Source organism: Photobacterium lipolyticum, from assembly GCF_003026475.1.
GTDB classification, from domain to species: Bacteria; Pseudomonadota; Gammaproteobacteria; order Enterobacterales; family Vibrionaceae; genus Photobacterium; species Photobacterium lipolyticum.
In genome coordinates, this window is sequence record NZ_PYMC01000002.1 from 387,058 (window position 1) to 413,749 (window position 26,692).

Consider the following 26,692-nt stretch of genomic DNA (forward strand, 5'->3'; position numbering starts at 1 on the left):
TAATATTATTAATTTATTCATGATGGGACTGATTAAGTGCGGCAATATTATCTATATTGAGCTTCATTAAGTGTGATGCACTGATGACTCGCTTCCATTGCGCTTTATCTTGGTCATCCATATTCACAATCGATAATATGTGCGCCAGCTCTTCCCGTGCCTGCTGGCTTTCACATGTCGGAGCCGATTGCAGCGCAGGTATTTCAGCCTGGCTGGGAATGCCCGACATACGCATGACCGGTTCGGTAATTTGCTTTACAGGTCTTAACAAACATGCGTCAAATAGCCGAGATTGCTCAGAGCTCAACTGGGCATGGATATTTTCCACCTTGGCCTGATCGTCGAGATGTTGAAAATATCGGGTACCTTCTGCCATCATCCTGCGCTCACTGCGGACATAAGCCAGTTCTTCAAGCAGCAACTGAGCGTTAAACAGATGCTGTTCGGCTTTCAGTCGCTCGAGATAACGGGCATCCTGATAAATATTATCCAGGCGTTTGATGGGGCTAAGCTGAAGATAGCTGGTTAAGTCCGTAAACTCCGGGTGACTCATTGATGCGTGGATAAGCGAGACAGCTTGACTGTAAAAAGGCATAGTGCTCGAAAAATAGTAGCCTTGCTGCTCAGCCGTCTCCAACACGCTTAGCTTGTCACCTTCTGCATGTCGGGATTGTCTGGCTGCGGAGAACAAATGGTCCGGGCGGACAAAGTCTTCAGCCAATTGCTCATCATCAGCCATCTCAGGGAGTAGCGTGTGCAATGTCTGCTGTAGAAAGGATGCACAGTTTTGACTAAAGAAACGATAGTCCCCGGAAAAGCGCCAGTGGATCTCAGCCAGCTCTTTGACCATTTGCTCTCTTTGCTGTTGGTTGAGCACTAATGGCAAGGAGTAGACTTCACGAAATTCGCTTATCGCATAGTCCCGATATATATCGATAAAGGGAAAAGCAAACAGGTAGGCGTTATAGCGCCCGCTCAGCGCCTTGAAGGTATTGAGCTCGAACTCATCGATATGGGCCATATAGCCAAGCACAAGGTGTTCGAACAGGTTGCTGTCGCAACTCTCCTGATCAGACTGTCCTTCGGGGCAAACCACCAGGCGCAGCGCAATATGGCCAAAACGAGAGCTCATGCTGTGCCCCTCGCCAGCAAAGAGCAAGTGAATCGCACTGACTCGCTTAGGCGACAGCCAAAGCGTTTCTCCCCCTTTATAGCGGTCGATGACAACAAAAGGGACCTTATCATTACACTGTGAGCCAGATGGCCTGCCGTGGTAACGCTCCTGAAAATACCGGGCATAGATAGGCTGTTCGCAGGCAAAATCCGGTGCCATCAAATAGTCCGATAGTATTCGGGCATAAGAAGGGGCGGATGACACTTGATTGCCACTAACGGTGATCCGTGCCTGATAAAACGCCTGATCCGTTAATAACAGAGGGTTCTCAGTCGATTTGAGCAACTCATGCAGTAACGCCCCGCTTGACATAGGCTGGTCGCCCTGAGGAGTTAGATCGGTTAGATTGCCGGGGAGAACCAAGCGATCTTTCGCCTCCCGCTCAATAGCCTTGCGCAGCTCTGGAGGCGCTGGCTGTAGCCGCGCCTCCAGTTGTTGCCAATCTTGAATCGAGATCGGTTTTGTTACTTCCTGAGTCGGTTGCTGGGCACACCCTGCCAGCAGCAGCGAAATGAGGAGCAGATACCTTATCATCGCGCAGCCAGTAGTGGTTCTTCCGATTTTTCGATACGTATCTGCTGCTGTTGGTAAGCTTTGGCCATCATCGAATCAGGCTTGGCCCACGTTGATGGGCGAGCCGCCAATTGCTGAGATAAATAAGCCTGTCGACTTAAATTGATCGGTGTAGAGATAACATCGAAAGCCGTCATAATAGTTAATGCTGGTAATCCGGTGAGGAACACTTCAGTAACATTCTGCCCATCTACTGTATCCAGTGCCCAACTCCCTATCCCCGTAGAATCAATGTAGGAGATGTCATCGATTTCTTTCTGTACTTCTCTTCGCTTTGCTTCAGCCAATTTTAAGTTTGCAGTCTCATCCGCTTTCTGTAGCCAGTATTGGGCCTGGTCTGTACTTTGCTTCAGCCCCTTCCCGGTCTGGTAGCGCTGGCTTACCGCCTTCATGGCTTTGGTATTGCCGGCTTTTGCCGAAGCCAGATCGGCTTGCGCGCGGGCGGCTTCAATGTTGTCGATCCAAAGTTGGGCCTGCTTTGCACTCTTAGCGACGCCTTTACCCTTTTGATAACGCTGAACCATCGCGGTCATTGCAGCGATGTCGCCCGCTTTGGCTGAAGCTAAATCAGCTTGTGCCATCACAGATTCGCGCTTCTGCTGCCAGTAGTTCGCTTTGGCTTTACTCTTGGCTACACCTTCTCCGTTTAGGTAGCGCTGAGCCATTTTCTCCATTGCGACGACATCGCCAGCCCGCGCAGCCATTAGCTCTGCGTTAACAGCCAATTTTTCACGCTTTTCAGCGGCCTGCTGATGCGCTCTTTTAGCGCTGGCCGTCAATTGTGTCGGCCCCAGCTCAACATTAATCCGCTGAGGCTCACCTTCTACAATATCTAGCTGTCTTACAAAAACTTGTTCATGCTCATCATCAACTTGTTTCTGTGCTCGCAGTGTTATTTTCCCTGCGGGAACTATGGTGTCGACTTTTGGGCATTTTCCTTTGTATTTGTTATTTATAAATATCTTTGTTTCTATATCATTCTCGTCACACTTTACGCGAACAGCAGAATAACCAGCATAAGCAGTACCACTCATAAGCAGCGAACTTAATATTAAACATAAATAACGGGAGATATTTTTATAATATGGAAGTTTCTGCATTTTTATTATTGCTCCTAGAATTAATGGTTCCATCCAAAGCACGGAATAATACGGGGATATCTAGAAGCATTAATTGACTAGCATCATTATTCCTTACTAAAGCATTAATCAGTAATATCAAACCAGTGGCGCAAATAAATACAAGAGCAACGCTAAATAATGTTCGACACTATAAATACATATATTAATGACGGATTATTAGACAATACAATCTCAGGGGACATGCCTATATGGTGTTGGGGAGGTAGAAATTTACGCAAAGCTTATGAAAGCAACGGGAAGTGATTTATTGTTACTTCATCAAGTATCAATAACGTAAATGGGCGGAGTGCTTTGAGTATGGTGGATTTGAACCCTTGGTTCTCACAAGCGACAGATGTAAAAAAGCCAGCAATTAAGCTAGCTTTTTTGAATATGGCGGAGAGATAGGGATTTGAACCCTAGATACGCTATAAACGTATGCCGGTTTTCAAGACCGGTGCTTTCAACCACTCAGCCATCTCTCCAATGGCGCAAATAATACATAGCAATGAGGTGGCTGTAAAGCCCTGAAAACCCAACCGTTCATAATTTAAACAAACAGCACACGCTCAGCACTAACCGTTTAAAAATAAAGCAATCAGTCCCCCTTAATCTCATTGCGCACGACCTTTGGAAGAAAGATAAATGAATAAACAAACGAGGCATTGGTGTGGGTGTGTGCATCAATGGCAAGACCTATGAAAAATTGATCTCAACACGCTTTTTTTACCGGGCTGGAATGAACCACGTTACGCCTTAAAAGGCCTCTGTCACAGCTTAATTTAGTGATAGTTTCATAATTTAGGATTGGCTCACAAACTGACACTTATCCGCTTAACTCTTAGTTTTTCATTTGGTAAAGATAAGTGGATTTCGACGCAGGGTTTCTATAGGAGGAAATTGTGTCTATCAACTCTATGGACCACACAGAAATTGCTGATGTTTCTTCTAAGTGGGATTACAAAGACGACGCCGCTTCAAGCATTGCTAGCAACAAAAAACAGCAGGCAGAAGCAAGAAGGCGTATTGAAATGCTACGGGATATCCGTGAAAGCGGATTAACCATTGATGAAGCAAAAGAGCTGGGATTGATCCACTAACACTTTATGTCTATTACCTCTCAGGTAAACAACTAAAGCGTCAATATGACGCTTTAGTTATGTCACTCTCCCCCTCCTCAAAAGACGGCTTCATTGGTAAAACCTATCAAACCAATAAGTAATACCTTCTTTTACTCACAGTCATAAATCGGTAGATTAGTTCCGATTGGTATAATATTGAGAGAGCGGAAAGCACCTATGACAACAATGACAACCCGTTGCCCACACTGCAAGGCACTGAACCGTATTCCTACAGAACGTTTAGAAGACACAGCAACTTGTGGTTCATGCAAAGAGAAGTTGCTTGATGGTAAGCCCGTTGAAGGCACAACAGAAAACTTTCTGTCGCTCATCCAAGGTGACACACCTGTTGTGGTCGATTTCTGGGCTCCGTGGTGTAACCCATGCGTAGGTTTTGCACCTGTTTTTGAAGATGTTGCTGCCGAACGCACAGGTCAGGTTCGTTTTGTGAAAATTGATACTGAAGCACAGCAAGCGCTAGCGGCTCAATACCGAATCCGTAGTATCCCGACAGTTATGGTTTTCCAAAAAGGTCAAGTGATCGATAACCTGAACGGTGCCCTACCAAAATCGCATTTTGATCAGTGGTTAAATGAAGCGCTGACTAAAACTAATTAATTTCATTGTTACGATTGAAGCCATCTACTTTGGTGGCTTTCACTTCTTTACTACGAAATTTCACCGGCCTTATATACTTAAAAATATTCTGCAGCGCCTTTATTCTGCAGAGATTTGGTAGGGTGGGCTTGCATGCATAATCACATCTCTTTTCGCTATTCATCAATGGTATTTTCCATACTTCTTCTTGCAGGCTGCAGTTCAACACCTGATAACGCTAAAACGACCGAATACCGCTTTTTGGACTCAACAAGAAGTTTTATAACGCTGAACGATAGCCGCCGTAATGGCGCGGTCGTGGATAAAGGCTACTTCTATCCTAAAAGTGCCTTCTCTTTCAGTTACCGTTACTGTGCTAAAAGCCCTTCCCATGCCAACCAGGATATAGTGGAATACCAGGCACTGGCCAAGCGTGTTTGTGATGCCAATAACGGCCAACTCATTCATCAGGAGTCAGGGACATGGTGCGTTTCTAACGCAAATACCGTCGCTGAATACCCACTTTTTTCTGCCCGTATTTCCAGTACTGAACTTTGGGCCGATCTATGCCTTGACGGCCCATTTGTGACGCTAAAGGTGATAGAAAACACTAATGCCCCATTAGGTAAATGGTACGACGCAGCACAAGTCTTGGGCTATCAACCTTATACTCGATACCGGAAATTGATTTTGGTGGATACCAACCAGGGTGCATTATATCTAGTGACAAAAGAGCCCGCTTCTGCTGAGTTATGGAATGACGAAAGTCGGTATATTTATACCAATATTGGGCAGATTGTATGCCTGTACAATCAACCGGAAGGATCTGGCCTTGGCTATACTTATCGAGGAACAGTCCAGAGTGTCAGCAATGGCAGAGTAAAAGTACTGGCTACGACAAAATTGAAAGGAGATATTCGAACTGCCCCTGCATTAGAGCGGCTTGAGTGGCATCGGGAAGCCTATATTAACGCGGCGGCTAACGCTTGGTTCGTGTGCGGATAAACCAGCAACAAAATGCATTATTAATAACGACAACATCTTTGCACTTAAAACAATGCAATCACTGTTTGCCCTTCAATGAAAAGCAAACAGTAATGATTAATCATCATGCGGTAACAAGCTGATAGTGATCAATAGTAAACAATGCCTTCACCTTGAGTAACCAAGGTGCCAGCTTCATTTGTAATGATCTTATCTAAATCGAACAATGAGCCAATTGCCGAATTACCTCGACCTGTTTCGACAAACTTACAAACAGCATCAATTTTCGGTCCCATTGAACCTGCAGGGAAATTAAATTCAGCTAAACCTGATGGTGTCGCTTGTTTCATTTCAGCCTGATCTTCTTTGCCGTAATTACGATAGATAGAGCCGTCGGTCAGGATAATAAATAAATCAGCATCAATTTTCTCTGCTAGTAGCTCAGCCGTCAGATCTTTATCAATGACACATTCAACACCAGTACTTTGGGTGCCTTCAAAGCAAACCGGCACACCGCCGCCACCACATGCAATAACCAAGTTACCGGCTTTCAGCAATGTTTCGATTTGTGGTAGCTCTACAATATTCTTCGGCATTGGAGATGGCACAACACGGCGATAGTAATCACCATCAGCTTTAAACTTCATTGATGATTCGGCCATGATCTCTTTGGCACGTTCCGCTGTATACACTGGGCCAACAAACTTCGTTGGATTAGCAAAAGCGGGATCTTCTCTGCTGACTTCGGTTTGGGTAACTAATGTTGCAATAGCAAGAGACTGATCGATATTGCGCAATTCCTGCTGCAGCATGTAACCCACCATACCGCAAGTTTGAGACCCTAAAACATCCATTGGATAAGGTGTCGTCTCTGGCGAATATTCTTGATAGGCTGCATTTTGTTCCATTAATAAACCAACTTGCGGTCCATTTCCATGTACAACTACAATCTCATGCTCTTTCGCGATTGCCGCAATGCTTGCTGCTGATTTTTTAATGTTTTCGCGTTGGTTTTCAGCAGTTAAAGCCTGACCTCGAGCTAAAAGTGCATTACCACCTAATGCTAATACTATACGCATATGATCGTATCTCCTATATTTATTAATGGAGTTATTATTTTATTTTTATAGGTTATCCCTATTAAATTAACGGAAGTCTTTTAATAGAAGATGACAGATGTAATTATTTATCTTTAGTACATCTTGCTTTAAAGAATAATTAAAGTGGCGCTATGGTAAGTGAAAAAAAATAGGGGGAATGTGATAAACATCAAAATATCATTTCACTAGGGATAGGGGACAAGTAGAATTAATAGTCATTATACGATTAATTATCCGAGATTATGCTAGTAATCTGGCTGTAATGTCGTTTTTTTTTCGAATGATTCGTCAATAGTGAATATAATCTCAGTGATTTAAATCCTATAACCATTAATTTTAATCCAATTCTGCAGACTTGATCACAATACATTCAGCCAAATTCCGGAAAAGGCTCATTTAAGCATCATTTATGTCGTTATAAATGCATAAATTCCCTGAGGCCTTTCACGGGGGGCCTCTTCTTCGCCTGGCAACGCTTTCAACCAAGAAAAAATCACTTATAAATGAAAATAAAGAAGGCAGCGAATAATCGCTGCCTTTGCTACTTCAACATTTAACAAAACCGATTAACGATTGATCATCTGATCGCGCTCTGGGCCAACAGAAATCATTTTTACCGGCACGCCCATCAGTTCTTCAATACGCAACACGTAATTTTGTGCCGCCACGGGCAAGCTATCAAAAGTGCGGCAACCTGTAATGTCTTCATCCCAGCCTGTAAGCTGCTCATAGATAGGTGCCAGAGTCGACGTTTGTGGCCAGATAGGGTTCTCGCTATGTTCGCCATCATAAGCAACACAGATTTTCAGATCTTGCATACCGCTTAAACAGTCGATCTTCGTCAGTGCAACTTCCGTTGCGGCCTGAAGCTCAACGCCGTTTCGGGTTGCTACCGCATCGAAATACCCCATATCACGAGGACGGCCAGTCACTGCACCATATTCATTAGCAGCTTCACGGAAGTTGTCTTGTTCAGCCATTGCAGTGATCAGCGTACCTGTACCCACCGATGAGCTAAAAGACTTTGCAACCGCAATAACACGCTCGGGGCGAAGTGCTGGCAAACCACTGCCGATACCCGCATACGCTGCTGTAACATTAGAAGAGGTTGTCCACGGGTATTCGCCAAACACTAAATCACGGCCGGCACCTAACTGCGCTTCAAAAAGCAGGTTCTCGCCTTTTGTTTGCAACGCCTTTAATGGCTCTGTCACATTACAAATCGCATCACGCCATGGCGCAGACACTTCCAGTAACCACTCGGTCATCTCTTCTGCTGTTTGAGAGAATTCAAACGTTGGATACAGCGCTTTTAACTGCGGTAATTTCCAGTCCAGCATAAACTGGATACGTTCAAGCAGTACTTCTGGCTGTTTCAGCCATCCGACCAGAATGCCTTTTTTCATCACTCGGTCGCCATAAGCGGGTGCTATGCCCTGGCGTGTTGAACCGTATGCACCGTCGCCTAAACGCTCTTCTTCTAAAGTATCTTCGATAGCGTGGAGTGGAAGACAAAGAGTCGCGCGGTCTGAAATACACATTTTGACGTTAACGCCTGCAGCTTTAATTTCAGCCAGTTCTTCAGACAACGGAGCAGGACTGATCACCATTCCCGGGCCTAGCACCGCAATACAGTCGGGATTAAATACGCCGCTCGGTAGTTGGTGTAGTTTGAAGGTACCGAAGTCGTTAACAACGGTGTGGCCTGCATTGTTACCCCCCTGGAAACGAATACTCGCAGAAGCTTCTCCTGCTAAATAATCAACAATACGGCCTTTACCTTCATCACCCCAGTTAGCACCAACAACAACGATAGACGACATGTTTTAATCTCCTCAAAAGCGAAGCCACTATCCTAGGCCCTCACAAGCAATAAGAAAAATTAATTATTGTTATTAGCTTGATAAGGATTTCATATGGGATTAATGTTAATCAGAACTGAGGGAAGAGTTTCGAGAATCTACTCGCCCCCAAATACAGGATCACCGATGTTAGATATCCATTGGCTCAATACCTTCGCAACCTTAGCCAAGCTGAAGCACTTTGGTAAAACAGCCACAGAACTACACATGACACAGCCCAATGTGAGTTTACATATCAAGCAATTAGAACAATCCACACGGGTTAAATTGATAGAACGCAGTCCGTTCAGGTTAACTCAGGCGGGCTACCGCCTGCTGCAAAGTGCCGAACATACCCTGATGGAACTGCAAACCTGTCAGGCTGATCTGAATGCAATAAACGATCTTTGCCAGGGTACATTAACCATTGCAGCCAGTGATATTATTTCGCGCCTGTTGCTGATTTCGCCGTTCCAGTCATTTAAAACTGAATTCCCGGGTATTGATCTTTCTTTGCTCAATACCACGTCGGCACAGGCCGCTGAACTGGTGAAAAGTGCTAAAGCCGATCTCGGTTTTGTGATGGCGCAGAAGGAAAGCCAGCCGCTCCATTTTACTGAGCTTCAGCAAGTAAAATGGTGTGCGTTAGGTAACGGCCTTGCCGAATGGCAACAAGGAAAGATACAACCTCAAGAACGATTACAGGATGAACCAACGCTAATTTTGCTGGGCCACGATACCCGCACCCGTGATCTGATTGATTCAGCCCTTCCTCAGCTTAACCTGCCGAAATATCGTGTCATGGAAGTCGGTAGCGTCGATGCCCAGATAGATTGGGCTGAAGCCGGATTTGGAGTGGCGATTGTGCCTGAGTTCTCCCTCCACCCTAAGCTGAATTTACAAACCAGCATCACGCCGTTACCCCAATTCCCTACTACCAGCCTGGGTTATATTGTGCGGCAAAACCAAATCCTTTCCCGCGCCATTAAGCAATTGCTGCTCTGGGTAAATGATGAAATAACGAGTTCTAAAAGAAAGGGATAATAAATTACAGTTTAATATCAAACATAAAAACCTGATCCAGTTCGCTGATAATATTGACCAGCGAACTAACCTCCCTCCACCTTCCCTTTCACATCAGAAGCTATTGAGTTTTATATTAGTTGATCACTGTCACAAGTATTACCGTTGCACCTCAACACTAAAAATATGCACCGAAACGATAAACGGTAATTTCAGCATTCTGTACCTTGAACCCCGAACATAAAACTAAGGAAAAAATCGGGGAAATACCTATGAATGTATTTGGCACCCACTCTGAGATTATTAAAGGTGAAATCGAGCTGCTTTGTTAAAGCAATTCGAACTTTTTAATAAGCGTTGTATGACTTTTTAAAGTCAATTGATGTTTCCAAAGGTATTGGAGAATGGATATGAAATTTCCTGTTTCACTATTAGCAGTAGCGATAACTAGCTCTCTGGCTCTATCTGGTTGTAGCGATGATGATAACAAAGATAGTAAAGTTAGCTATAAGCAACCTGAGCTTGAAACCCGTGTTCTAGATATTCTTGACCACGAAGGTTACCAATTTAAAGATCATAACCGTGACGGTAAAGTTAACCCCTTTGAGGATTGGCGTTTAAGTGCCTCTGAGCGTGCGGATGACCTTGTTGCCAGAATGACGAATGCAGAAAAAGCAGGCGCCATGATGCACGGTACATTTGTTACAACTCAGGACGCAACAAGGCTGGTCTTTAATGGTGGAGGCGTTAACAGTACTACATTGCTTAAAGGCCGCTTGATCAATACATTGATAACCCGACAAGCGGGCCCAGTAGAAGATATTGCAATCGATAATAATAGGGCTCAAGCAATAGCAGAACAAACTCGCCTTGCTATACCCGTCTCAATATCTTCAGATCCGCGTAACCACTTTAATGAAGCAATGGGCGCATCAGTTGGAGCAGGCGAGTTTTCGAAATGGACTGAAACACTTGGCCTGGCGGCAATTGGTGATCCGGTTCTGACTAAAAAGTTTGCAGACATCATCAGGCAGGAATACCTGGCCGTAGGTATTAACCAGGCGTTACACCCAACGGCGGATATAGCAACTGAACCGAGATGGGGGCGAAACAATAGTACCTTTGGTGAAGACGCGAATTTATCAAGAAGCATGACCAAAGCTTATGTCCAGGGATTGCAAAATTCTGATACAGATTTGGTTAAAGGCGGTGTTTGGGGCGTGGTAAAACATTTCGCAGGTGGTGGCCCTCAGGAAAATGGTCTTGATGCCCATACTTTTGTTGGAAGAAAACAGGTCTATCCTGGTAACAACCTCGCGTACCACCGTATCCCATTTAAAGGGGCTTTTGAAGCTGGCGTTGCGGGTGTTATGCCTTATTATGGTATGCCAATCGACCAGGTGGTCGGTGAGGAAAATGTTGGTTTTGGCTACAGTAAGTACCTCTTGACCGATGTCTTACGTGGTGAAGAGAAATTTGAAGGGGTTATAGTCTCCGATTGGCTGGTAGCGAATGATTGTGAAGGACCATGCCGAACGGGCATAAAGACAGAAGAAGATGCAGCAAAGAATCCATTTGCTTACCTTGGTATGCCATGGGGTGTGGAAGATATAGACAAAGTTGAGAGAGCGGCTCTTCTTGTCGATGCGGGGATTGATCAGTTTGGTGGCATTGATGAGCCAGCTGAGTTACTTGCGAATATTACATCAGGCCGATTAACCCAACAGCGAATTAACTTGTCAGTGAAGCGCATACTGGTGAATAAGTTTAAACAAGGCTTATTTGAGTCAGCCTTTGTTGATCCGGAAAAAGCGATCGAAATTGTTGGTAAAGCTGAGTTCCAAACAGCTGCTGACGATTCTCAGCGCCGTTCAGTAACCCTATTGAAAAACGAAGGTAACCAATTACCGCTTTCGGTTGCTGGCTTAGGCAAAGTGTATGCGAGTGGTTTGGATGCAACTGTAGCCTCAGACTATGGTTTGGATTTAACAGATGATATGTCTGCTGCAGATACGATTATTATCCGTACCGAAACGCCAGCGACTCTGGCAATGGCATGGTTCCCATTTGCTGTGATGATGCCACCGGGTGAGCTCGCCTTTAAGTCTAATAACCCTGCTTCACCTGACGCGTTTGCCCTTCGTGACTATGAGATAGCTCCCGATGCAGATGATGCCGGAGCAGCACAGCTTTGTTACCCGGAATTAGCCCCGCTAGGTCAATGTGTCTATACCGGCGGCGCAAGCTACGATTTAATAAAAGCGGCTATTGCAACGGGTAAGCGCGTTATTCTTGATGTGTTTATGATCCGCCCTGCCGCGCTGGGCAATATTGAGCCTCAGCTGGATATCATCTTAGCTAACTACGGTACTTCAGATGAGGCGTTCTTGGATGTGATCACCGGTGTTGCAAAGCCTGAAGGGAAATTACCATTCGGCTTGCCATTCACAACTGATTTAGTTGAAGAATTTGGCTTAGAGGATGTACCTTCTTTTGATGAACCAGAAAAAGAAAAGATTACGCAGTTTCCTTTTGGCCACGGTCTTTCTTACGAGTAAGGGTCACACTCGCTCACACCACTAATTAAAAAGGAGTCTTCGGACTCCTTTTTAATTACGTATACAAACGAAACGAGCACCTTGAAGTTACTTGGGTATATATAACCAACGTTCTTCGATTTGATGAAAATCAACGCAAGCGAAGCCTTCATCGTTTTACCACCAATTTTTGTCGAGTTCGTCACATAAATTGATTAAACTGCCGCCATCAAAATTTCTTACTTTGGATGATTATAATGTACAAACTGGTTGCATTAGACATGGATGGCACCTTGCTAAATTCACAAGGCTTGATTTCAACAAGAACCAAGCAGGCCATTGCAAAAGCGCGAGCTATGGGGGTAACAGTTGTCTTGGCTTCTGGCCGCCCGCTTGAAGGGATGACAAAGTCTCTGCACGAACTGAACCTTACCAGCAATGATGACTATGTGCTGTGCTACAACGGCTCGCTGGTTCAAAGAGTTGAAAGTCAGACGGTTATTCGCAGCCAGTTGTTAAAAGGGACTGATGCTAAAAACATTGCCAGCCTCAGCTATGATTTTGGTGTTCACGTCCATGCTTTTTCTCGCCGGCAGGGGTTGATCACACCAGAAAACAACCACTACACCAACCATGAAGCAAAAATAAATGGCTTGGAAATTACTGAGGTTGACTTTGCCGAACTGGAGAGCGATGAAGAGATCTTAAAGGTCATGATGATTGATGAACCAGAGCGTTTGTCAGCAGCTATTTCCCGCCTGCCAGCATCACTGTACGAGCAATACACCATAGTACAAAGCGCACCATTCTTCCTTGAGTTCATGAACAAGAACAGCAATAAAGGTATGGGGGTAAGCGCACTGGCAGAACACTTGAACATTGATGCCAGTAACGTTATTTGCATGGGCGATGCCGGTAATGATCACCACATGCTTGAATATGCGGGTTTGAGCGTTGCAATGGGTAACGCTACCGATGAAACCAAAGCACTGGCAAACTACATCACTGATAGCAATGACAACGACGGTGTTGCCAAGGTTATCGAGAAGTTCATTCTCAACGCTTAAAAACAGTCGGTATGCATCGTCTTTGTAAAAACAACCATACGTTGGTTGTTTCTACAGTCTTGTTGAAACAACCATAAGCTGGTTGTTTCAACACGCCTATTCAATGTTGAAGTGATTTACTCGTAATTTTAAGTCAATGACTGGCTAGATCTGCCTTATCTGATTATTTGCAACCGTCCCTTTTTTTCATTGTTTTTCCGGCGTCAATTTGATTGTTTCCGGTGGATATACTCCCTTCAATATTGGCAGAAGATCGTACTGCTTGCCCTGAAGGGTTTTCAGGTGGGGGATAATCATTAGACGCTGACATGATCGTTGCCTTCGGATTTTGGCAAAACAAGATATTATTCGTTAAGGTTGGTTCGCTTTGGATAATCTTTCAAGCTGGCTGGTGAAATGAAGAGATAACACTGTAAGCCCCACCCCACTTCCATCAGGCATAATTAGTCTCAATGTAGATTCACGCAATTAAACTGGCGGAGAGATAGAGATTTACCCCCCCTAGATATGCAACAAGCTTATTTCCGTTTTTACCATTAAAGCGTAAAATAATTGTACTTAAGCTCACCGAGATTAGCTGATGATGCTTGCGAGGTTAATTGCTTGAAATCTGCAATGATCAATTTAAGCGCGGCTAAAACCCGATAAAGATGTAACGCCTGCTCTGCGGTCAAGGATACCAACAGCACAGAGTCTGCATTAATATTCTGCGCACATTGCTGCAAATGAGACTGCAGCTGATCAAGTTTTTTCTCCAGCGGTTGAAGATGGTCAATATCACCGCTACGTTCCAGTATCTCTGACAAGCCCATAATCGTGTCAGCAAGTAGCCGGTTCACTTGAGGGGCAGCGCTCAGCGATAACCACTTCGCATAACCATCCTGAAGAGAAATCAGTCGTAAAGTAATGGTATAGAGTTTGGGTATGATCCCATCAACCTGATCTTTATCAAGCGCTGGATACCTTGACCAATCAATCCGCGTTATCGCTTGATCTGCCAGCATCACTGAGCGGAGCGGGCTCTGACCAAACAAGAGTTGACCACAAACGCGGGTTAATAGGTTCCCTTTTTTTGCACGCAGGCTCAGCCGGCGTAGTTGCCAGGTGAACAGATGGTGTAACAGCTTTATATGGCGGAGAAATACTCGCTCCGGCAAGCTGGAAAATAATCCGTGGTTGAAGAAATAAATCACCAACATGGCCACGCCGATCAAAAACAAGAGCAGCAGAGTGCCTTGAATATCATATACAGGCTGTAATTTGAGCGCTCCCATTGTCATAACGATCAAGAGCTGTGACCCAAGCATCCGGGACAACACCTGCTGAGGCTGAGAAAACCAATACCAAATCGCAAAACAATTCAGAAAATAAAAAGCGCCCAGCTGCCACACCTCGGTAAAGTGGGGCATCACGAAGACAAACTGTAGCAAGATAACGCAGGACCACCCGATGATGGTAAATGAGATCGCTTTAATATCACAAAAGGGCATTGATACCACCACACTCGCCAAGATAACGCCCAGCATGACAATCATCGAACCACCCGTCATCGGGATCAATAACCACAAGCCAATAAAAACCCAGATCATAACCCATGCTTTGAAAGCCTGACACAGACGTTCAAAGTCCAGCGAACCACGCCACGAGGACGCCTTCGGCAGAACGGCGACATCCAAAGAGTTAAGCGCCAAAGCCGCAGACAAGGTGAGCAACATATCGCGGCTCAACAGCTCTAAATCATTCAGTACCTGCTCCAGTTGCAACACTGCGCCATGCTGTTGGGGATCCTCCACCATATCCTTTTGCAAAGTGACGAGCACTGGATCCGGATTATCATTCTGTCCAGCTCCCCGGAGCGCCGCTTCTGCACTCATAAAGCGTTGTTTAATTCTAGCCAGCAGGGCCTGAATATCCTGCTGGCTAGGGGTGACCACCAACGGATCCAGCAACTCACAGGCCTCGGACAGGTGCCCGCAAAGAAGTGCCCACTCACGGGTCTGTGCCAAGAAACCGTTCCAGGCCTTGGCCTCGCTCGCGATGTGATAACTGTCGACCATCGCTGCCGGAAGCAGATCCTCAAGCCGGGTCAAAAACTTCAACCCGTCACCAAATCCAAGCCCCTGTAAAAGCATATCTTTTCCAGCTAAAGCTTCAGCCGTTTTATCTATCTTATTCTGCTGATCAGTGAAGAAATTCAACAATGTTGCATGTAATCCCTGTCGGCTGGATGTCGGCCAAACCAGACTGAAGACCAAGGTAAAACAGACGATCCCCAGAACCGTCTCCTGCAAACGCAGCACTGCTACCGTAAATGTCAGCTCCCCCGACAGTTTTCCCATGACCACGATCAAGGTGCACACAGTCAGAGCCATCGACCAGATATACCCCGTACGGGGGTTAGCCTGCAGATAGACACACAATGCGGCGAAGAAGGTAAAGCTAAGCAGAAACGGCAGTTGCTGCTGGGCAAAGAAACCGACAAACAGAAAAGCAGATATAACCCCGATCAGCGTCCCAACCAATCGATGGCGCCCTTTGCGCAGCGAGTGGCCGGTTGTTTCCGTCACCGACATCACAATAACCGCGATTCCGGCCCAGTATGACTTATCCCAACCCAGCCACAAGGCACTCACCATCGCTAAGGTTAATGCCAGAGCAACTTTCAGCGGTAGTTTACTGCGGTTGCTAATCATTGTTCCTCCTTGTTTACGGTTGCTCGGTACGAGGATGCTTGATGATCATCACCGAAGCTGAAGTGCCGACCCTAAGCTGCACATTCTCTGGTATCGCATCAAGCTTGATCCGTACCGGGATCCGTTGTGCCAGGCGGATCCATTGAAAGGTCGGACTGACATTTGGCAACAGATCGACGCCGGTGCTACCGTCTTTATGCGCAATGCCATACCCAATGCTCTCCACCCGGCCCTTTAGCGGTTGGTCCGGATATGCCATCAAAGTCACCACCGCCAGCTCGCCCGGGCTGACATCATGGATATCGGTCTCTTTAAAAAAGCCTTCGATCCAAAAGCTATCTCGGTCGACCAACGCCAAAGATGGCTGATTGGCTACAACCTGACTGCCGTTACGCAGTGTTAGGTTTGTCACAAACCCATCCGTCGGTGCCTTCACTTCGGTAAACGCCAGATTAAGAGCAAGCTGCTCGACGGTGGCACGGGCAACCATCACTCCCGCTTCTGCGGCTTCCACCGCCTTGTTAACATTGATCAAGGTCGATATCGATACCGCTCCAGAACCGCGTTTATGCAGCTCCTGCTGGCGTTGGGCTTCATCCTGTACTTTGGTCAACTCAACCTGGGCCTGTACCAAACTGGCTTTAGCCTGGTTAAGGGCAACCTGATAGGTCCGCGGATCTATTTCGAACAACGTCTCACCTGCTGAAACCGCCGAGTTGTCGTTTACTTGCAGCGAAACAATCGGACCTGTCACCCGAGGCGTGACTTGGATAACCTGCGCCCGGACCTGTCCGTCACGGGTCCAGGGGTTTTCGAGGTAATGCTGGTACTTCCAGCCAATAGCGGACAGGGCGGCCAAAACAAGAACCGCCGTCAGGAAAAAGCGTTTTAACACAGGCATACTCACAACAGACAATTATGAAGGAATGAAAAAGATGCTAATTAGCACGGTATAAATCACGGTCAGCGATAACTCGACCAGAGGCGGAATAACAAAAAAACGGTGCCAGCGTAATTTGTTCATCAGGCGGACAGTGACTGATGTGAAAACCAAGCCGATCAATGCGGCGACCAGCAGCGGTGGAACATAGAGATCGCTCAGGGCAATCTCTCGCGGGGCAGCAGACAAAAAAGTGTTCATATTCACCAAATCAGTTCAACAGCTCATATTCACCACCGGTGATTAATTATTACCCAGCCAGCATAGTGAATATAAAGTGTGATGATACTCACGGATTTACAGGTAATAAATAGGTAGAAACGATACACTATCAAAACTGACAGTTTCGAATAAAGTACGTTATAGGTCTTACACAACGACCAGAGTAAACAGAGGACAGGATGGATCGACTAACCAGTATTGAGGTTTTTGTACGTGCCGTTGAATGCGGCTCGTTTGTCTCTGTCGCTGAAGAGAAAAATCTCAGCGCCCAGATGGTCGGTAAGCATGTCAGGGGACTTGAAACTTTGTTGGGGACCAAATTACTGAATAAATCTACCCGGCACCAAAGCCTTACCCCGGCTGGCGAACAATATTATCGCCGGTGCAAGAACATTCTGGCGGAACTGCACGCCGCTGAGGAGGACATTCACCGTACCCTGAATGAGCCCTGCGGTAAATTAACCGTCGCATCAGGTGTCAATTTTGGTATCAGCAGACTGGCCCCGATAATGGCAAGATTCCACAATGACTACCCCAAAATGAACATCGATGTGTGCCTGAGCAATCAGTCCATCGATTTGCTTAAAGATGGCTATGACATTATTTTTCTTGATCATAACCGGGTAAGTGACTCCCTCATCGCGAAAAAGATAAGAAGCTACTCCATGGTTGTCTGCGCCTCACCTCGTTATCTTGAACGCTTCGGTATACCGCAACACCCCAAAGAATTGGTCGATCACCAGTGTCTGCAAAGCAGTTCGAGCAAAAACACCCAGCAATGGCAATTTCTTGATGGTGATACGTTTTACTCCCCAGAGATTTCATCACGGCTAATGATTAACAGCGGACAAGCCATGCTCAATGCTGCCCTAGAGGACGCAGGTATTACCCTGCAACCCATTTTTCAAGTTGCCGACGCCTTAAAAAAAGGTCAGTTAGTCCAAATATTGCCGCAGTACCCGCTGCAGAAGATCGACATGTACATGATCTACCCTCCACATCTACGCAATACCGCCCGATTAAATGCGCTACTTAAGTATTTTGAATAAAAATGAAGACCAAACTGAAAATCAAAAAAATATCACCAGACCACAAACTGAAATAACTTTTTTATCAAGAGCTTGCCATTCTAAGCAACCAGACTGAAACGACTTAATCAGCGTATACCGCGAACGTAAGTTGACGACAGTATGGTTGCTTCTCATATATATAAATGCACCTACATAACTCCACCACTAACAACTATTCTTGATTTGTTAGTTTGAAGTGCTGTTTAATTGTGTGACAGGGATTCGATATTTATCGTAAATGTAATCATTCTGTAACAAGTAATGTGACCAATGATAATTTTTGGCCATTGATTAATCTTTATCCTTTATTGGCTTTTAAATCAATAAACAGAAGGTTATATGTTAAATAGAATAATTACTCTAAGTACGGTAGCCCTGCTATCCTCAAATGGTGCGTTTGCGCAAGTCGCAAACGGCGACTTTGAAATATGGAATGGCAATACGCCTGATGGCTGGAACGTAATTGACTCAGGGATTGCCGTTTCCCCATCGGTTACTCAGGTTAAAACCGGTGGTCTCGCAGCAAAAATTTCGGTTAACACTGGGTCACAAAGCAGTACAGACTTTTTACAAACAGTTAGTGTTGAGCAAGGTAAAACCTATAATTTCGCGGTGTCTCTCTACCACACAGAAGGCAAAGTAAAAGCACGGCTATATGTTGATGGTTATCGAGGTTATTCTAATAACTCGCAAACCAATCAGTGGCAAGAGATCAGCCACCCTTACACTGCGACTACGAGTAAAAACATTCAGGTAGGTTTGCGCTTCTATGATGTGTCTGGTTTTGACGGTTCTGAAATCGTCTATGCCGACAACTTCCAACCAACAGAAACCAACACTCCCCCTCCCCCGACGGACGACTGCAGTGATACAACAGCAACACTTACTTTAATAACAGACCAGTATGCATCAGAGACAAGCTGGACGCTGAAAAATAGTGGTGGTTCTACCCTGTTTTCAAGCTCTGGTTACGACAACTCAACCACAAATACCAAAGACATGTGTCTCGCCGATGGGGATTATACATTCGAAATTAGTGATTCATATGGTGACGGTATCTGTTGTACCGTCGGCAACGGCTCATTCAAACTGGAAGCCAATGACATAACATTAACCTCCGGCGGTGAGTTCAAAGACGGGCAGTCGTTCAGTTTTACCATCGGCGACTCCGGCGCAACTCAGCCAACCGAACCGACAGTGCTTGATGACTACTATAAGTCAGCTGAAGGTAAAACTGGCTTCGCGCTAAAAACGGCTCTATTCAACATCATCAATAACCACAATAGTCAGGGATACGCTGCAATTTGGGATCTGGCAAAAGTTGCCGACCTAGATAACTACTATGAGAAAGATGGATCTATCTTGGATATGTATTCTGAGAAACCATCAGCCAGTGATTTAGCAAACTTCACAAAAGTGACCAATCAGTGTGGTCAATACAGCAAAGAAGGAGATTGCTACAACCGTGAACACTCGTTCCCGAAAAGCTGGTTTGGTGGCAAAGTTGAGCCAATGAATTCTGACGGCCATCATATTTTTGCAACCGACGGCTATGTCAACGCTAAACGCAGCAACTGGCCATTTGGTGAAGTTGCCACAGCCTCCTATACCTCTAGCAATGGATCCAGACTAGGTTCAGCCGAGTCTGGTCTGGGTTACTCGGGCACGGTTTTTGAGCCATTGGACGAGTTTAAAGGTGACTTCGCGCGTGCTTACTTCTACATGGCAACACGTTATGAAAATGAGATAGCGACCTGGGAAGGCAACTCAACCAACTCAAATGCGGTTCTTGATGGTACTAACACCACAGTATTTGAATCATGGATGCTCAACATGCTGAAGCGCTGGCACCAGAATGATCCGGTAAGCTCAAAAGAAATCGACCGTAATCAGGCTGTTTTCGATTTCCAAGGCAACAGAAACCCATTTATTGATCACCCTGAATTTGTTAACACTATCTGGGGTAACTAATCCGATTTACCCCCGGGACTTCAATCTCGGGGGTCTTGCTGTTGCAAGAAAAGGAGATTAACGATTTAAAATCACTAATTGAGGTGCTCCAAGTGAAGTACCTCAACAATATTGTGGAGCAGAGCCACCGGGCGGTGAAATGGAAGATCTGTACCGCGCTCGAATTCAAGTCTATCTAGTATCGCCGTTGTTGAGTTATGGCAGATGCATAGCGAAGGTCAGGTTTTTGGACTTGATGCCAATAATATAATGGGACATTAAATGGTTGTAATAAAACTTTGTTTTAAGTCTTCAGTTCAAGTGTAAACTCACTCACGAGTGACAACTTTGCTATCGCTAATTTTCTCCAGGGCCTGCACCCTTTTCTGCAGTTTGTCATCAAACCACTGTCGCCGTAGCTCGTTTATACTGCTAACTTTCATCTCATTGTCTAACGAAGTATTTTCTATGATTGACAGACGTTCAGCCAAGTAATCCTTTACCTTCATATTAAAAATTACGCGTTGTTGATCTAAGGCTTCCAGCCGTGCAGCAGCTTCTTGTCCTACCAACTCCTGCCTGACTAAAAAACGTTCCTGACTATCCAAAGTGGTCGTTTGTTGTATGCTGCCTAATAGAGCCGCATTGCTAAATGCTTCTTTTATATTTGGAGACAGGTTATCGAGTTCAGCTTGCCACTGTTCGTATATTTGTTCGGGACTTTCTGCCTGCTGAGTTATTGTTAATTTTATTATTGCTAACTCGCGTAGCATGTTCTCATCGCTAAAAATTCTTTTGATTTCTTCCGATGTGAAAATTTGCTGTTGAACTGCAAGTAATAACTGATGTAGCTGGCTTAAAGAGTTCAAATCGACATCGGTGTATTGTGGCGCTAACTCAAGCAAGGCTTGTTTGTAAGCCAGGTACTTTTTAAATAAAGCTTCATTTATCCCTTGCTCAAACATTATATTTCTATTCAGTTCTGAATATGTTTTGAAATTTGCCTCAATACCTGGCAGATCAGACTCTCCGAGACCAGACAGCATGTACTCAAATAAATCCTTGGGGCTTTCGTTATCAACTGTTGTATCGCCTTGAGAACGTACTTGTACTTCCGGTTTATCGGTACTACTTAAATCGCATAATAAGACTACGCCAACAAGCAGCCCTATTACACCCACTGTGGCTAACGTAGTCTTTTTCATGAGTTACAGTCCTTGCAATTGAAGTCGATTAGCATGTTGGCGATACAGTGTAACCGGATCGGTTTCAAAAAGATGATGTATACCAAGAAGGCCATTAATTTCATCAAGGTGATTCATTTTATAATCATCACGAATCACTTTTCCAAGGTGTGAACTACAGTGCCCGACAAGGCCGTCATTAGGCTCGCTAAAGGCCAATCCCAAAATCGCCAGCACCGGATCAATAGGATCCAACAGATTGGTATAAGTTGAGCTTCCTGACCAAGAGTAATAATAGACATTGTTACTGGCCAAGAATTCACCATCAGCGCATGCCGATGTAGGTACGCCTTCCGGGTATGATGCATTGAACGCTAATGAGCCCTCTGTAGTCAGAGCCGCCAAGGAAGCTAAACCATCTTGCGGTAAATCTGATCCACCTGATAGCAAGCCGATTAGTGTGGTTAGGCCGGCCGCTAGTTTCTCGGATAAGCCTTCTACGACAGAGTCTTCAGGTACAGCACCACGTACTATATCAGCGACAGTTGAGCCTTTATTTACCCCACCAATACTAGTAACAGAAGCAACGAGTTCTGGTGAGACCGACGCTACATAACGGGCTGTCGGAGCCCCATGGCTATGGCCGATAAGGTTAACTTTTTCAGCCCCGGTTACTGCAAGTACATTTTCTACTTGCTCCAGCAACTGCTCTCCTCGCAGCTCTGTACTGTTGGTTGCAGAAACTTGAGCGACATAAACTTTAGCGCCGCTTTTACTTAGTGCATAAGGGATCCCGTAGAAATAGTCGACACCGGCAAGGGTATCAAAGCCAAATAAGCCATGAACTAAAACTATAGGATATTGGGTTTCGGTGTACCCTTTCGTCTCAGCTTGTACATAGCTAGAAAAGGCCAGGGCAGAAAAAGGCAGTAAGACCAGTGTTATGAGTATAATTAGATATTTTTTCACGTAACGTCTCCTTGTCTGTCCTCGGATGAGGAAAAGCCAGCTTAATTCCTTTTCGATTTATCTATCTGTGATAACGTTCAAAAAGACCAATACGCAACCAAATGTGCAGATGTGCTGTTGCAAATAAAGCCCTTTTTTGTGAACTCGAACCTATACCAAGTTAGTTTTCACTTAATCAATACAGAAATTCAAACCGTGTTGCTCAGCTCTATTTAAGCTTGACGATTAGGATACTGGATTTATATCACTGTAATTAGGTGCAGATGTAGCAATAAAAAAGCTGTCGGTGAACAGCCTTTTTATATAACGTGAAACTACTCAGTCGGGTCAATTGTCAGTGGTGCAAAAGTCGCTTTGGCGTTATTCCCCGCGCCTGGATGGTCGGTATAACGTTTACCCTGGCGTATTGTGTAATACACATCAACAAAATCATCATCGTTTGTCATCCAGCTGGCTGGAATTGCTTCGAGGATTTTCCCTGTTAGCTGAGGTATAACGGCATAAGCTTGTACTTCAGGATCTGGGATTGCCTTTAGTGCTTCGGTAGCAACTTCCAACAACGTTTTCGCCAAATCTTTATAATTGGTACTGTCATCTTTTTCCATCAGCAACATGTCGGCTGCCGCCCAACGGTATCGCTGCCAGTAGATCAGTACCTGATTCGGGAAATATTCTGTTTCACTGTAATCAAGGTAGGGCATATCGATAACATCAATCACAGGTTCATCACGGGTAGGATTAACCCCTGTGACAATCGCGTACACCTCGGCTTTACCTGAAATCCACGGTTCTTGATCATCAGCTAGCCGAATTTTTTCCAATACAGTAGTGGAAATAGAAAGGGGTTCGGATGCCATAGATAAAGCCATTGCACGTGGTGCTGCATCTGATTGCTCGCCCTGTAACCGCTTAATTTCATCATTCATCGCCTGAATGCCAGCTTCAAGCTCTTTGCGACTATTGGTATCGACAACCAATACCGGACGCTCTGGCGCTTCATACACGTCTAGCAGATGAATGTTGCCATTTACGTCGTAGGCTTCGATATAATCCCAGTTCTTATCATTTCCATCAGGTTCCCAGGCAAATAAGGGAGCCTGCCCTGCCTGCCATCGTGCAAGCATTGCCTGATCTGCCAGGCGTAATTCCATGATCTCATCGGTGTAACCATCAATACCTTTTTGCGCTCGCAGTCTCTGGTCAGTTGCCATCATGTTACGAGTAAAAGAAGCCGCTCTTTTACTACGCTTAAATGATTTTAGGGGCGCATTCAGTTTGTACTGATCAATTTCATTATGCAAAACAGGTGCTAACTGACGGTATTGCCGGCTTAGGCTATAAGCCAGCTCACGTTTAGTTTCTGCAGAAGAAACTTGATCTGACAGTGTGGAGTAGGTCGGTAGTGCTATAGATGAAGATAAATCAGCGTCGATGAATGCTTGTGCACTTGGAGTTATAATGGTCCCCAACGCAAATGCTAAAGGTAGCGCTTTATTCATACCTTAATTTCCTTCTTATTGTTTATTTACTCTAAATTAGAGCATTGCAATAATTTGTATTCACCTTAGTTATATGTTTTTCCAGACCTTCCTCACGGTAAATGTATATTTTACTGTACATTCGTGAACCAACTTAACAAAGCCCCTCGTGGGTTTTAATGTAATGAACCATACCAACGAAGACACCAAAGAGTGATTTCAGGCACAAAGTGTTTCCATTTTAATTCGTGGTTGATCATTAAGTCGCTTGATTCTATGGGGCATGAAATGATTCTGAGCTCTGGCTTATTTTGTTTGCAACAGAGCCGCCAGATAGGCGGGTATATCGCTGATCAGCCAGATTTTATCGCCGTCGGCATAACCGATCGCATCAGGCGCTTCATCCAGGGTCGCGACCAGTGCACCGTTCATTTTCAGGCGGTAACCATTATTGCCGTCTGACTCGATCTATAACTGGTTGGCCGACCAATTTTCCACTTTCAGAACCTTGCGCCCGTCGTTGCCTTCAAAGCGGATATCCACTACCCGCTCACTGTTACCGATGATCACCACGTCGTCACCGGATCCAGTACGGATCTGCGTGAGATTGCCGTTACCCACCTGGATTCCGCCAGTTGCGACGATGATGTCGTTGCCAGCGCCAGCAACTGCAACATCAGGGAGAACAGCAGCACCTCACCAATCAGCTTGCGGTGGCAGACAAACTCGGGAATAAACCAGGAGACGTCGAAACACAACGCCGCTCCCTGTAGTGCCACCACCTCACCGCTCCACTGTGCTTGCCACTCTTCCAACGACAACACCTGCGGCAACGGTGCGTCAGGAACCTGGATCAATGCCTGCTCTTCGGTGATCCACGCCAGCACCACAAAACCGCCATTCTTTTAACGGTATGCCAGAGGGAGAACTTCCGACGAAATTTTTGCGTAATTCAGCCAGCTTAAGCTCAGGTTCACCCTATGCACCTTGCCGTATTGATTTACACGTTTTTTCAACGGCAGATTAAGTGCAGTCTCGACCTGTTTTTCCTGGAACTCCACTCCAGCCAGCTGCAACAGCAGTCGACTGCAGGCCAGTGCCGAATCCCCTCCCAGGGGATCTGATGATGGCTCATACAAATTCGTCATTTCCTTCTAATATTCATTTTTCGGCGACAGCTAAAAAACCATTTCACTACCACACTGCAGGTATCGACATGGTTCAATTTTCAACTACGGTTTACTAAACTCTCAGCTTGTCGCTTTAACAATCAAAGTGATTATATTCACAAGCAGAATATTGATAGATGAATCAACACCCCAAATGTATGCATATTTAGGCGCACATGTGGTGATTGGTGTATCAATATTTGAATTTTGTATATTTCTTTAAGGCTGGTTAAAAATAATGAGGGGGGGGACTGTTGCAAGGTTGATGCGGGTATGTAAACCACAGACGATATATACACATATCTCGTTAATTGAGTTCTGTCGTAAAGTGGTTTTGTCGCAAACTGGAGTGGTAGGTTATGATCTTCGGCAACATTCATATTGCCCAACAATATGGTCATCAAAATTCACAGGCCGGCATGGCTCTGTTGCATAAAATTAAGACTGGGCTCAGAATCGTTTCTTTGCCCATAGAATCAAGCGATCCAATGACCGCCCCTGAAATCATCCTTTGGTGCCTTCGGTGATATGATTCAATACCAATGAGTTACGCAAACCTCTGTGACATGCTTGAAAACGGGGGATTTCTGTTAATCGTATCTTCAATGTTGGAGGTTATTTACCAGTAATTATTAAGCTCATCGCAGGTAGATCTGCCTTATCTGATTATTTGATTTGCAACAGTCCCAATTGACTGCCTATTGCAATCGCCTCATTTTAAACACATGACGTCTTCTGCTTACGACGCCATGTGCTGTCTAAGTTAAACAGGCTTATGCTTTTACCAGCTTAAATTTCTGCCACGGCTTGATTTGCTCTAAGAAGCGCAGGTTAGTATCAGAAACACGGCCAATCACGTTGCTGTTACCGTCATTCTCAAACTCCACCAGCGCAACATGCAGCTCACCTTTATAGCGTGGCAAGTTCGCATTTTCGATGATCACATCTCCCTTGCGGATCTTGCGGGCATTTTTCTCCGGAATATCGGCATCCTTGAACTTGAGGCGAGGCATGGTAGAGCGAACAGTGTAGTCACCGCGATCACCTCGGAAGAAGTGCAGCTCTTCAAAAACGATAGCCTGCTCATCGTCATTCAGATCCACTTCCAGCTCTACATCCAGTGCCACTAGCCCTTTGTGCAGCTCGCCCAGCTTTTTCAACTCTTCTTCACTTGGGAAGCAGTTAGCAATAATCACATCATCAACTACTCCTGTATAAAACAGATCTTTGGCTTGCACATCAATCGGCAAGTCACGGTGCTCTTCGATGGTACACAGGCCATCAGCCAACGGCCAAGGGCCTTTCGCGCCTTCTACACCCGAGCTAACAAAAGCAGCGACACGCAGGCCGTGCTGTTTATAAATCTTTGAGCCGGCAATAAAATGGTCCCGACTCAGGCCTGAGCGTCGCTTAGGGTAGAAGTTATGGCAACCAATCAGGTAATCGGTATCTGGATGGAAAGACAGAATGTTATCCAGGTAGCCATTTGCAACACTGCAATTAAGCTCAATTTTCAGGCCATATGGATTAAATGTCATCAGGGCTTCTTCATTACCAGTGAAGCCTTCATCCAGACGAATACCGTCAACCCCCATATCATTAAAGAAGCTCAAGTTATCGTAGCTAATACCCAGATCCTTGAAAATATGCGGCGCGACATCAGCAATGACTTCAAAACCATTTTCTTTTGCGCACAATACCATGTCTTTAAATTCTGCAATGATCTGCTCTTTATCACCATCTACAGATAACAGGCAGGTAAAGATACGGCTGAAACCGTACTTACCCGCAGTTTCGATATATTCCTTATTACGCTCTAGACTTGCCAGTTCAGGATAAACAGATATGCCCAACTTTCTCATTAATTTAATTCCTCTGT

The 26,692-nt window shown here is 45.2% G+C and carries 22 protein-coding genes, 1 tRNA gene and 2 pseudogenes; 9 read left to right on the forward strand and 16 right to left on the reverse strand.

Annotated elements, in window-relative coordinates:
* Positions 1-13: 13 nt before the first annotated feature.
* The 3 genes from C9I89_RS04545 to C9I89_RS04555 form a co-directional block, all read right to left on the reverse strand.
* Entirely contained in the window at positions 14-1,708 is a 1,695-nt protein-coding gene (locus C9I89_RS04545) for a lipoprotein N-acyltransferase Lnb domain-containing protein (RefSeq protein WP_107282160.1), read from the reverse strand.
* Positions 1,705-2,781 carry a tetratricopeptide repeat protein gene (locus C9I89_RS04550; RefSeq protein ID WP_170107613.1) on the reverse strand — a complete coding sequence of 359 codons (1,077 nt, stop codon included), beginning with the start codon at positions 2,779-2,781 and terminating at the stop codon, positions 1,705-1,707. Before C9I89_RS04550 ends, C9I89_RS04545 begins: the two co-directional genes overlap by 4 nt.
* Before the next feature lie 481 nt (positions 2,782-3,262).
* A tRNA-Ser gene (locus C9I89_RS04555) sits at positions 3,263-3,353 on the reverse strand.
* Between the two features lie 417 nt (positions 3,354-3,770).
* Between C9I89_RS04555 and C9I89_RS04560 the strand changes: the two genes are divergently transcribed.
* The 3 genes from C9I89_RS04560 (at position 3,771) to C9I89_RS04570 (ending at position 5,591) form a co-directional block, all read left to right on the forward strand.
* Positions 3,771-3,968: a PA3496 family putative envelope integrity protein gene (locus C9I89_RS04560; RefSeq protein WP_107282162.1), complete on the forward strand. Its 198-nt coding sequence runs from the start codon at positions 3,771-3,773 to the stop codon at positions 3,966-3,968.
* 198 nt (positions 3,969-4,166) lie between these two features.
* Complete coding sequence (trxC, locus tag C9I89_RS04565; protein ID WP_107282163.1) at positions 4,167-4,607, forward strand: thioredoxin TrxC; 441 nt, start codon at positions 4,167-4,169, stop codon at positions 4,605-4,607.
* 132 nt (positions 4,608-4,739) lie between these two features.
* A complete protein-coding gene (locus C9I89_RS04570; protein ID WP_107282164.1) occupies positions 4,740-5,591 on the forward strand; it encodes a hypothetical protein in 852 nt (283 codons plus the stop codon).
* Between the two features lie 128 nt (positions 5,592-5,719).
* Here C9I89_RS04570 and C9I89_RS04575 read toward each other — a convergent pair whose 3' ends face one another.
* Both C9I89_RS04575 and C9I89_RS04580 read right to left on the reverse strand, forming a co-directional pair.
* Entirely contained in the window at positions 5,720-6,649 is a 930-nt protein-coding gene (locus tag C9I89_RS04575; RefSeq protein ID WP_107282165.1) for a carbamate kinase, read from the reverse strand.
* A gap of 587 nt (positions 6,650-7,236) precedes the next feature.
* A complete protein-coding gene (locus C9I89_RS04580) occupies positions 7,237-8,493 on the reverse strand; it encodes an adenylosuccinate synthetase (protein WP_107282166.1) in 1,257 nt (418 codons plus the stop codon).
* A 165-nt stretch (positions 8,494-8,658) separates the two neighbouring features.
* On the opposite strand from C9I89_RS04580, the gene C9I89_RS04585 reads away from it, so the two are divergent.
* From C9I89_RS04585 to yidA, 3 genes are all read left to right on the forward strand, one after another.
* A complete protein-coding gene (locus C9I89_RS04585; protein ID WP_107282167.1) occupies positions 8,659-9,555 on the forward strand; it encodes a LysR family transcriptional regulator in 897 nt (298 codons plus the stop codon).
* 389 nt (positions 9,556-9,944) lie between these two features.
* Positions 9,945-12,092, forward strand: coding sequence for a glycoside hydrolase family 3 protein (locus C9I89_RS04590; protein ID WP_170107614.1), 2,148 nt, complete (start codon positions 9,945-9,947; stop codon positions 12,090-12,092).
* A 236-nt stretch (positions 12,093-12,328) separates the two neighbouring features.
* Positions 12,329-13,138: a sugar-phosphatase gene (gene yidA, locus C9I89_RS04595; RefSeq protein WP_107282169.1), complete on the forward strand. Its 810-nt coding sequence runs from the start codon at positions 12,329-12,331 to the stop codon at positions 13,136-13,138.
* 536 nt (positions 13,139-13,674) lie between these two features.
* Here the strand turns inward: yidA and C9I89_RS04600 are convergent.
* From C9I89_RS04600 to C9I89_RS04610, 3 genes are read right to left on the reverse strand one after another with little or no spacing between them, the layout of a single operon-like run.
* On the reverse strand, positions 13,675-15,831 hold the full coding sequence (locus C9I89_RS04600; protein ID WP_107282170.1) for an FUSC family protein: 2,157 nt from the start codon (positions 15,829-15,831) through the stop codon (positions 13,675-13,677).
* A 13-nt stretch (positions 15,832-15,844) separates the two neighbouring features.
* Positions 15,845-16,726 (reverse strand): HlyD family secretion protein, encoded by an 882-nt coding sequence (locus C9I89_RS04605; protein ID WP_107282319.1) that lies wholly within the window; start codon positions 16,724-16,726, stop codon positions 15,845-15,847.
* 21 nt (positions 16,727-16,747) lie between these two features.
* Positions 16,748-16,972, reverse strand: a complete 225-nt coding sequence (locus C9I89_RS04610; protein WP_107282171.1) for a DUF1656 domain-containing protein — start codon at positions 16,970-16,972, stop codon at positions 16,748-16,750.
* Positions 16,973-17,172: 200 nt separating this feature from the next.
* Between C9I89_RS04610 and C9I89_RS04615 the strand changes: the two genes are divergently transcribed.
* The 3 genes and pseudogenes from C9I89_RS04615 to C9I89_RS04625 form a co-directional block, all read left to right on the forward strand.
* Entirely contained in the window at positions 17,173-18,042 is an 870-nt protein-coding gene (locus tag C9I89_RS04615; protein ID WP_107282172.1) for a LysR family transcriptional regulator, read from the forward strand.
* A gap of 360 nt (positions 18,043-18,402) precedes the next feature.
* Positions 18,403-20,034 (forward strand): endonuclease, encoded by a 1,632-nt coding sequence (locus tag C9I89_RS04620; RefSeq protein ID WP_107282173.1) that lies wholly within the window; start codon positions 18,403-18,405, stop codon positions 20,032-20,034.
* A gap of 74 nt (positions 20,035-20,108) precedes the next feature.
* Positions 20,109-20,213: pseudogene (locus C9I89_RS04625) on the forward strand (IS6 family transposase); the annotation flags it as partial.
* Between the two features lie 129 nt (positions 20,214-20,342).
* Here C9I89_RS04625 and C9I89_RS04630 read toward each other — a convergent pair.
* The 8 genes and pseudogenes from C9I89_RS04630 to C9I89_RS04660 form a co-directional block, all read right to left on the reverse strand.
* On the reverse strand, positions 20,343-21,218 hold the full coding sequence (locus tag C9I89_RS04630) for a lipase secretion chaperone (RefSeq protein WP_107282174.1): 876 nt from the start codon (positions 21,216-21,218) through the stop codon (positions 20,343-20,345).
* Between the two features lie 3 nt (positions 21,219-21,221).
* Positions 21,222-22,142, reverse strand: coding sequence for a lipase family alpha/beta hydrolase (locus C9I89_RS04635; RefSeq protein WP_425440404.1), 921 nt, complete (start codon positions 22,140-22,142; stop codon positions 21,222-21,224).
* A 338-nt stretch (positions 22,143-22,480) separates the two neighbouring features.
* Positions 22,481-23,665, reverse strand: coding sequence for a DUF3103 domain-containing protein (locus tag C9I89_RS04640; protein ID WP_107282175.1), 1,185 nt, complete (start codon positions 23,663-23,665; stop codon positions 22,481-22,483).
* A 164-nt stretch (positions 23,666-23,829) separates the two neighbouring features.
* A pseudogene (locus C9I89_RS04645) lies at positions 23,830-23,904 on the reverse strand (IS6 family transposase); the annotation flags it as partial.
* A gap of 46 nt (positions 23,905-23,950) precedes the next feature.
* Positions 23,951-24,076 carry a hypothetical protein gene (locus C9I89_RS22910; protein ID WP_281258236.1) on the reverse strand — a complete coding sequence of 42 codons (126 nt, stop codon included), beginning with the start codon at positions 24,074-24,076 and terminating at the stop codon, positions 23,951-23,953.
* A 134-nt stretch (positions 24,077-24,210) separates the two neighbouring features.
* Positions 24,211-24,531: a cysteine peptidase family C39 domain-containing protein gene (locus C9I89_RS04650; RefSeq protein WP_146155044.1), complete on the reverse strand. Its 321-nt coding sequence runs from the start codon at positions 24,529-24,531 to the stop codon at positions 24,211-24,213.
* Between the two features lie 18 nt (positions 24,532-24,549).
* On the reverse strand, positions 24,550-24,792 hold the full coding sequence (locus tag C9I89_RS04655; RefSeq protein WP_107282177.1) for a hypothetical protein: 243 nt from the start codon (positions 24,790-24,792) through the stop codon (positions 24,550-24,552).
* Between the two features lie 794 nt (positions 24,793-25,586).
* Positions 25,587-26,675, reverse strand: coding sequence for a DUF871 domain-containing protein (locus C9I89_RS04660; RefSeq protein ID WP_107282178.1), 1,089 nt, complete (start codon positions 26,673-26,675; stop codon positions 25,587-25,589).
* Positions 26,676-26,692: the final 17 nt, after the last annotated feature.

Bases quoted from the DNA above. Each gene is read 5' to 3' on its own strand.
- C9I89_RS04545 (WP_107282160.1), bottom strand. From the start codon at position 1,708: ATGATAAGGTATCTGCTCCTCATTTCGCTGCTGCTGGCAGGGTGTGCC.
- C9I89_RS04550 (WP_170107613.1), bottom strand. From the start codon at position 2,781: ATGAGTGGTACTGCTTATGCTGGTTATTCTGCTGTTCGCGTAAAGTGT.
- trxC (WP_107282163.1), top strand. From the start codon at position 4,167: ATGACAACAATGACAACCCGTTGCCCACACTGCAAGGCACTGAACCGT.
- C9I89_RS04570 (WP_107282164.1), top strand. From the start codon at position 4,740: ATGCATAATCACATCTCTTTTCGCTATTCATCAATGGTATTTTCCATA.
- C9I89_RS04575 (WP_107282165.1), bottom strand. From the start codon at position 6,649: ATGCGTATAGTATTAGCATTAGGTGGTAATGCACTTTTAGCTCGAGGT.
- C9I89_RS04580 (WP_107282166.1), bottom strand. From the start codon at position 8,493: ATGTCGTCTATCGTTGTTGTTGGTGCTAACTGGGGTGATGAAGGTAAA.
- C9I89_RS04585 (WP_107282167.1), top strand. From the start codon at position 8,659: ATGTTAGATATCCATTGGCTCAATACCTTCGCAACCTTAGCCAAGCTG.
- C9I89_RS04590 (WP_170107614.1), top strand. From the start codon at position 9,945: ATGAAATTTCCTGTTTCACTATTAGCAGTAGCGATAACTAGCTCTCTG.
- yidA (WP_107282169.1), top strand. From the start codon at position 12,329: ATGTACAAACTGGTTGCATTAGACATGGATGGCACCTTGCTAAATTCA.
- C9I89_RS04600 (WP_107282170.1), bottom strand. From the start codon at position 15,831: ATGATTAGCAACCGCAGTAAACTACCGCTGAAAGTTGCTCTGGCATTA.
- C9I89_RS04610 (WP_107282171.1), bottom strand. From the start codon at position 16,972: ATGAACACTTTTTTGTCTGCTGCCCCGCGAGAGATTGCCCTGAGCGAT.
- C9I89_RS04615 (WP_107282172.1), top strand. From the start codon at position 17,173: ATGGATCGACTAACCAGTATTGAGGTTTTTGTACGTGCCGTTGAATGC.
- C9I89_RS04620 (WP_107282173.1), top strand. From the start codon at position 18,403: ATGTTAAATAGAATAATTACTCTAAGTACGGTAGCCCTGCTATCCTCA.
- C9I89_RS04630 (WP_107282174.1), bottom strand. From the start codon at position 21,218: ATGAAAAAGACTACGTTAGCCACAGTGGGTGTAATAGGGCTGCTTGTT.
- C9I89_RS04640 (WP_107282175.1), bottom strand. From the start codon at position 23,665: ATGAATAAAGCGCTACCTTTAGCATTTGCGTTGGGGACCATTATAACT.
- C9I89_RS22910 (WP_281258236.1), bottom strand. From the start codon at position 24,076: ATGAACGGTGCACTGGTCGCGACCCTGGATGAAGCGCCTGATGCGATC.
- C9I89_RS04655 (WP_107282177.1), bottom strand. From the start codon at position 24,792: ATGACGAATTTGTATGAGCCATCATCAGATCCCCTGGGAGGGGATTCG.
- C9I89_RS04660 (WP_107282178.1), bottom strand. From the start codon at position 26,675: ATGAGAAAGTTGGGCATATCTGTTTATCCTGAACTGGCAAGTCTAGAG.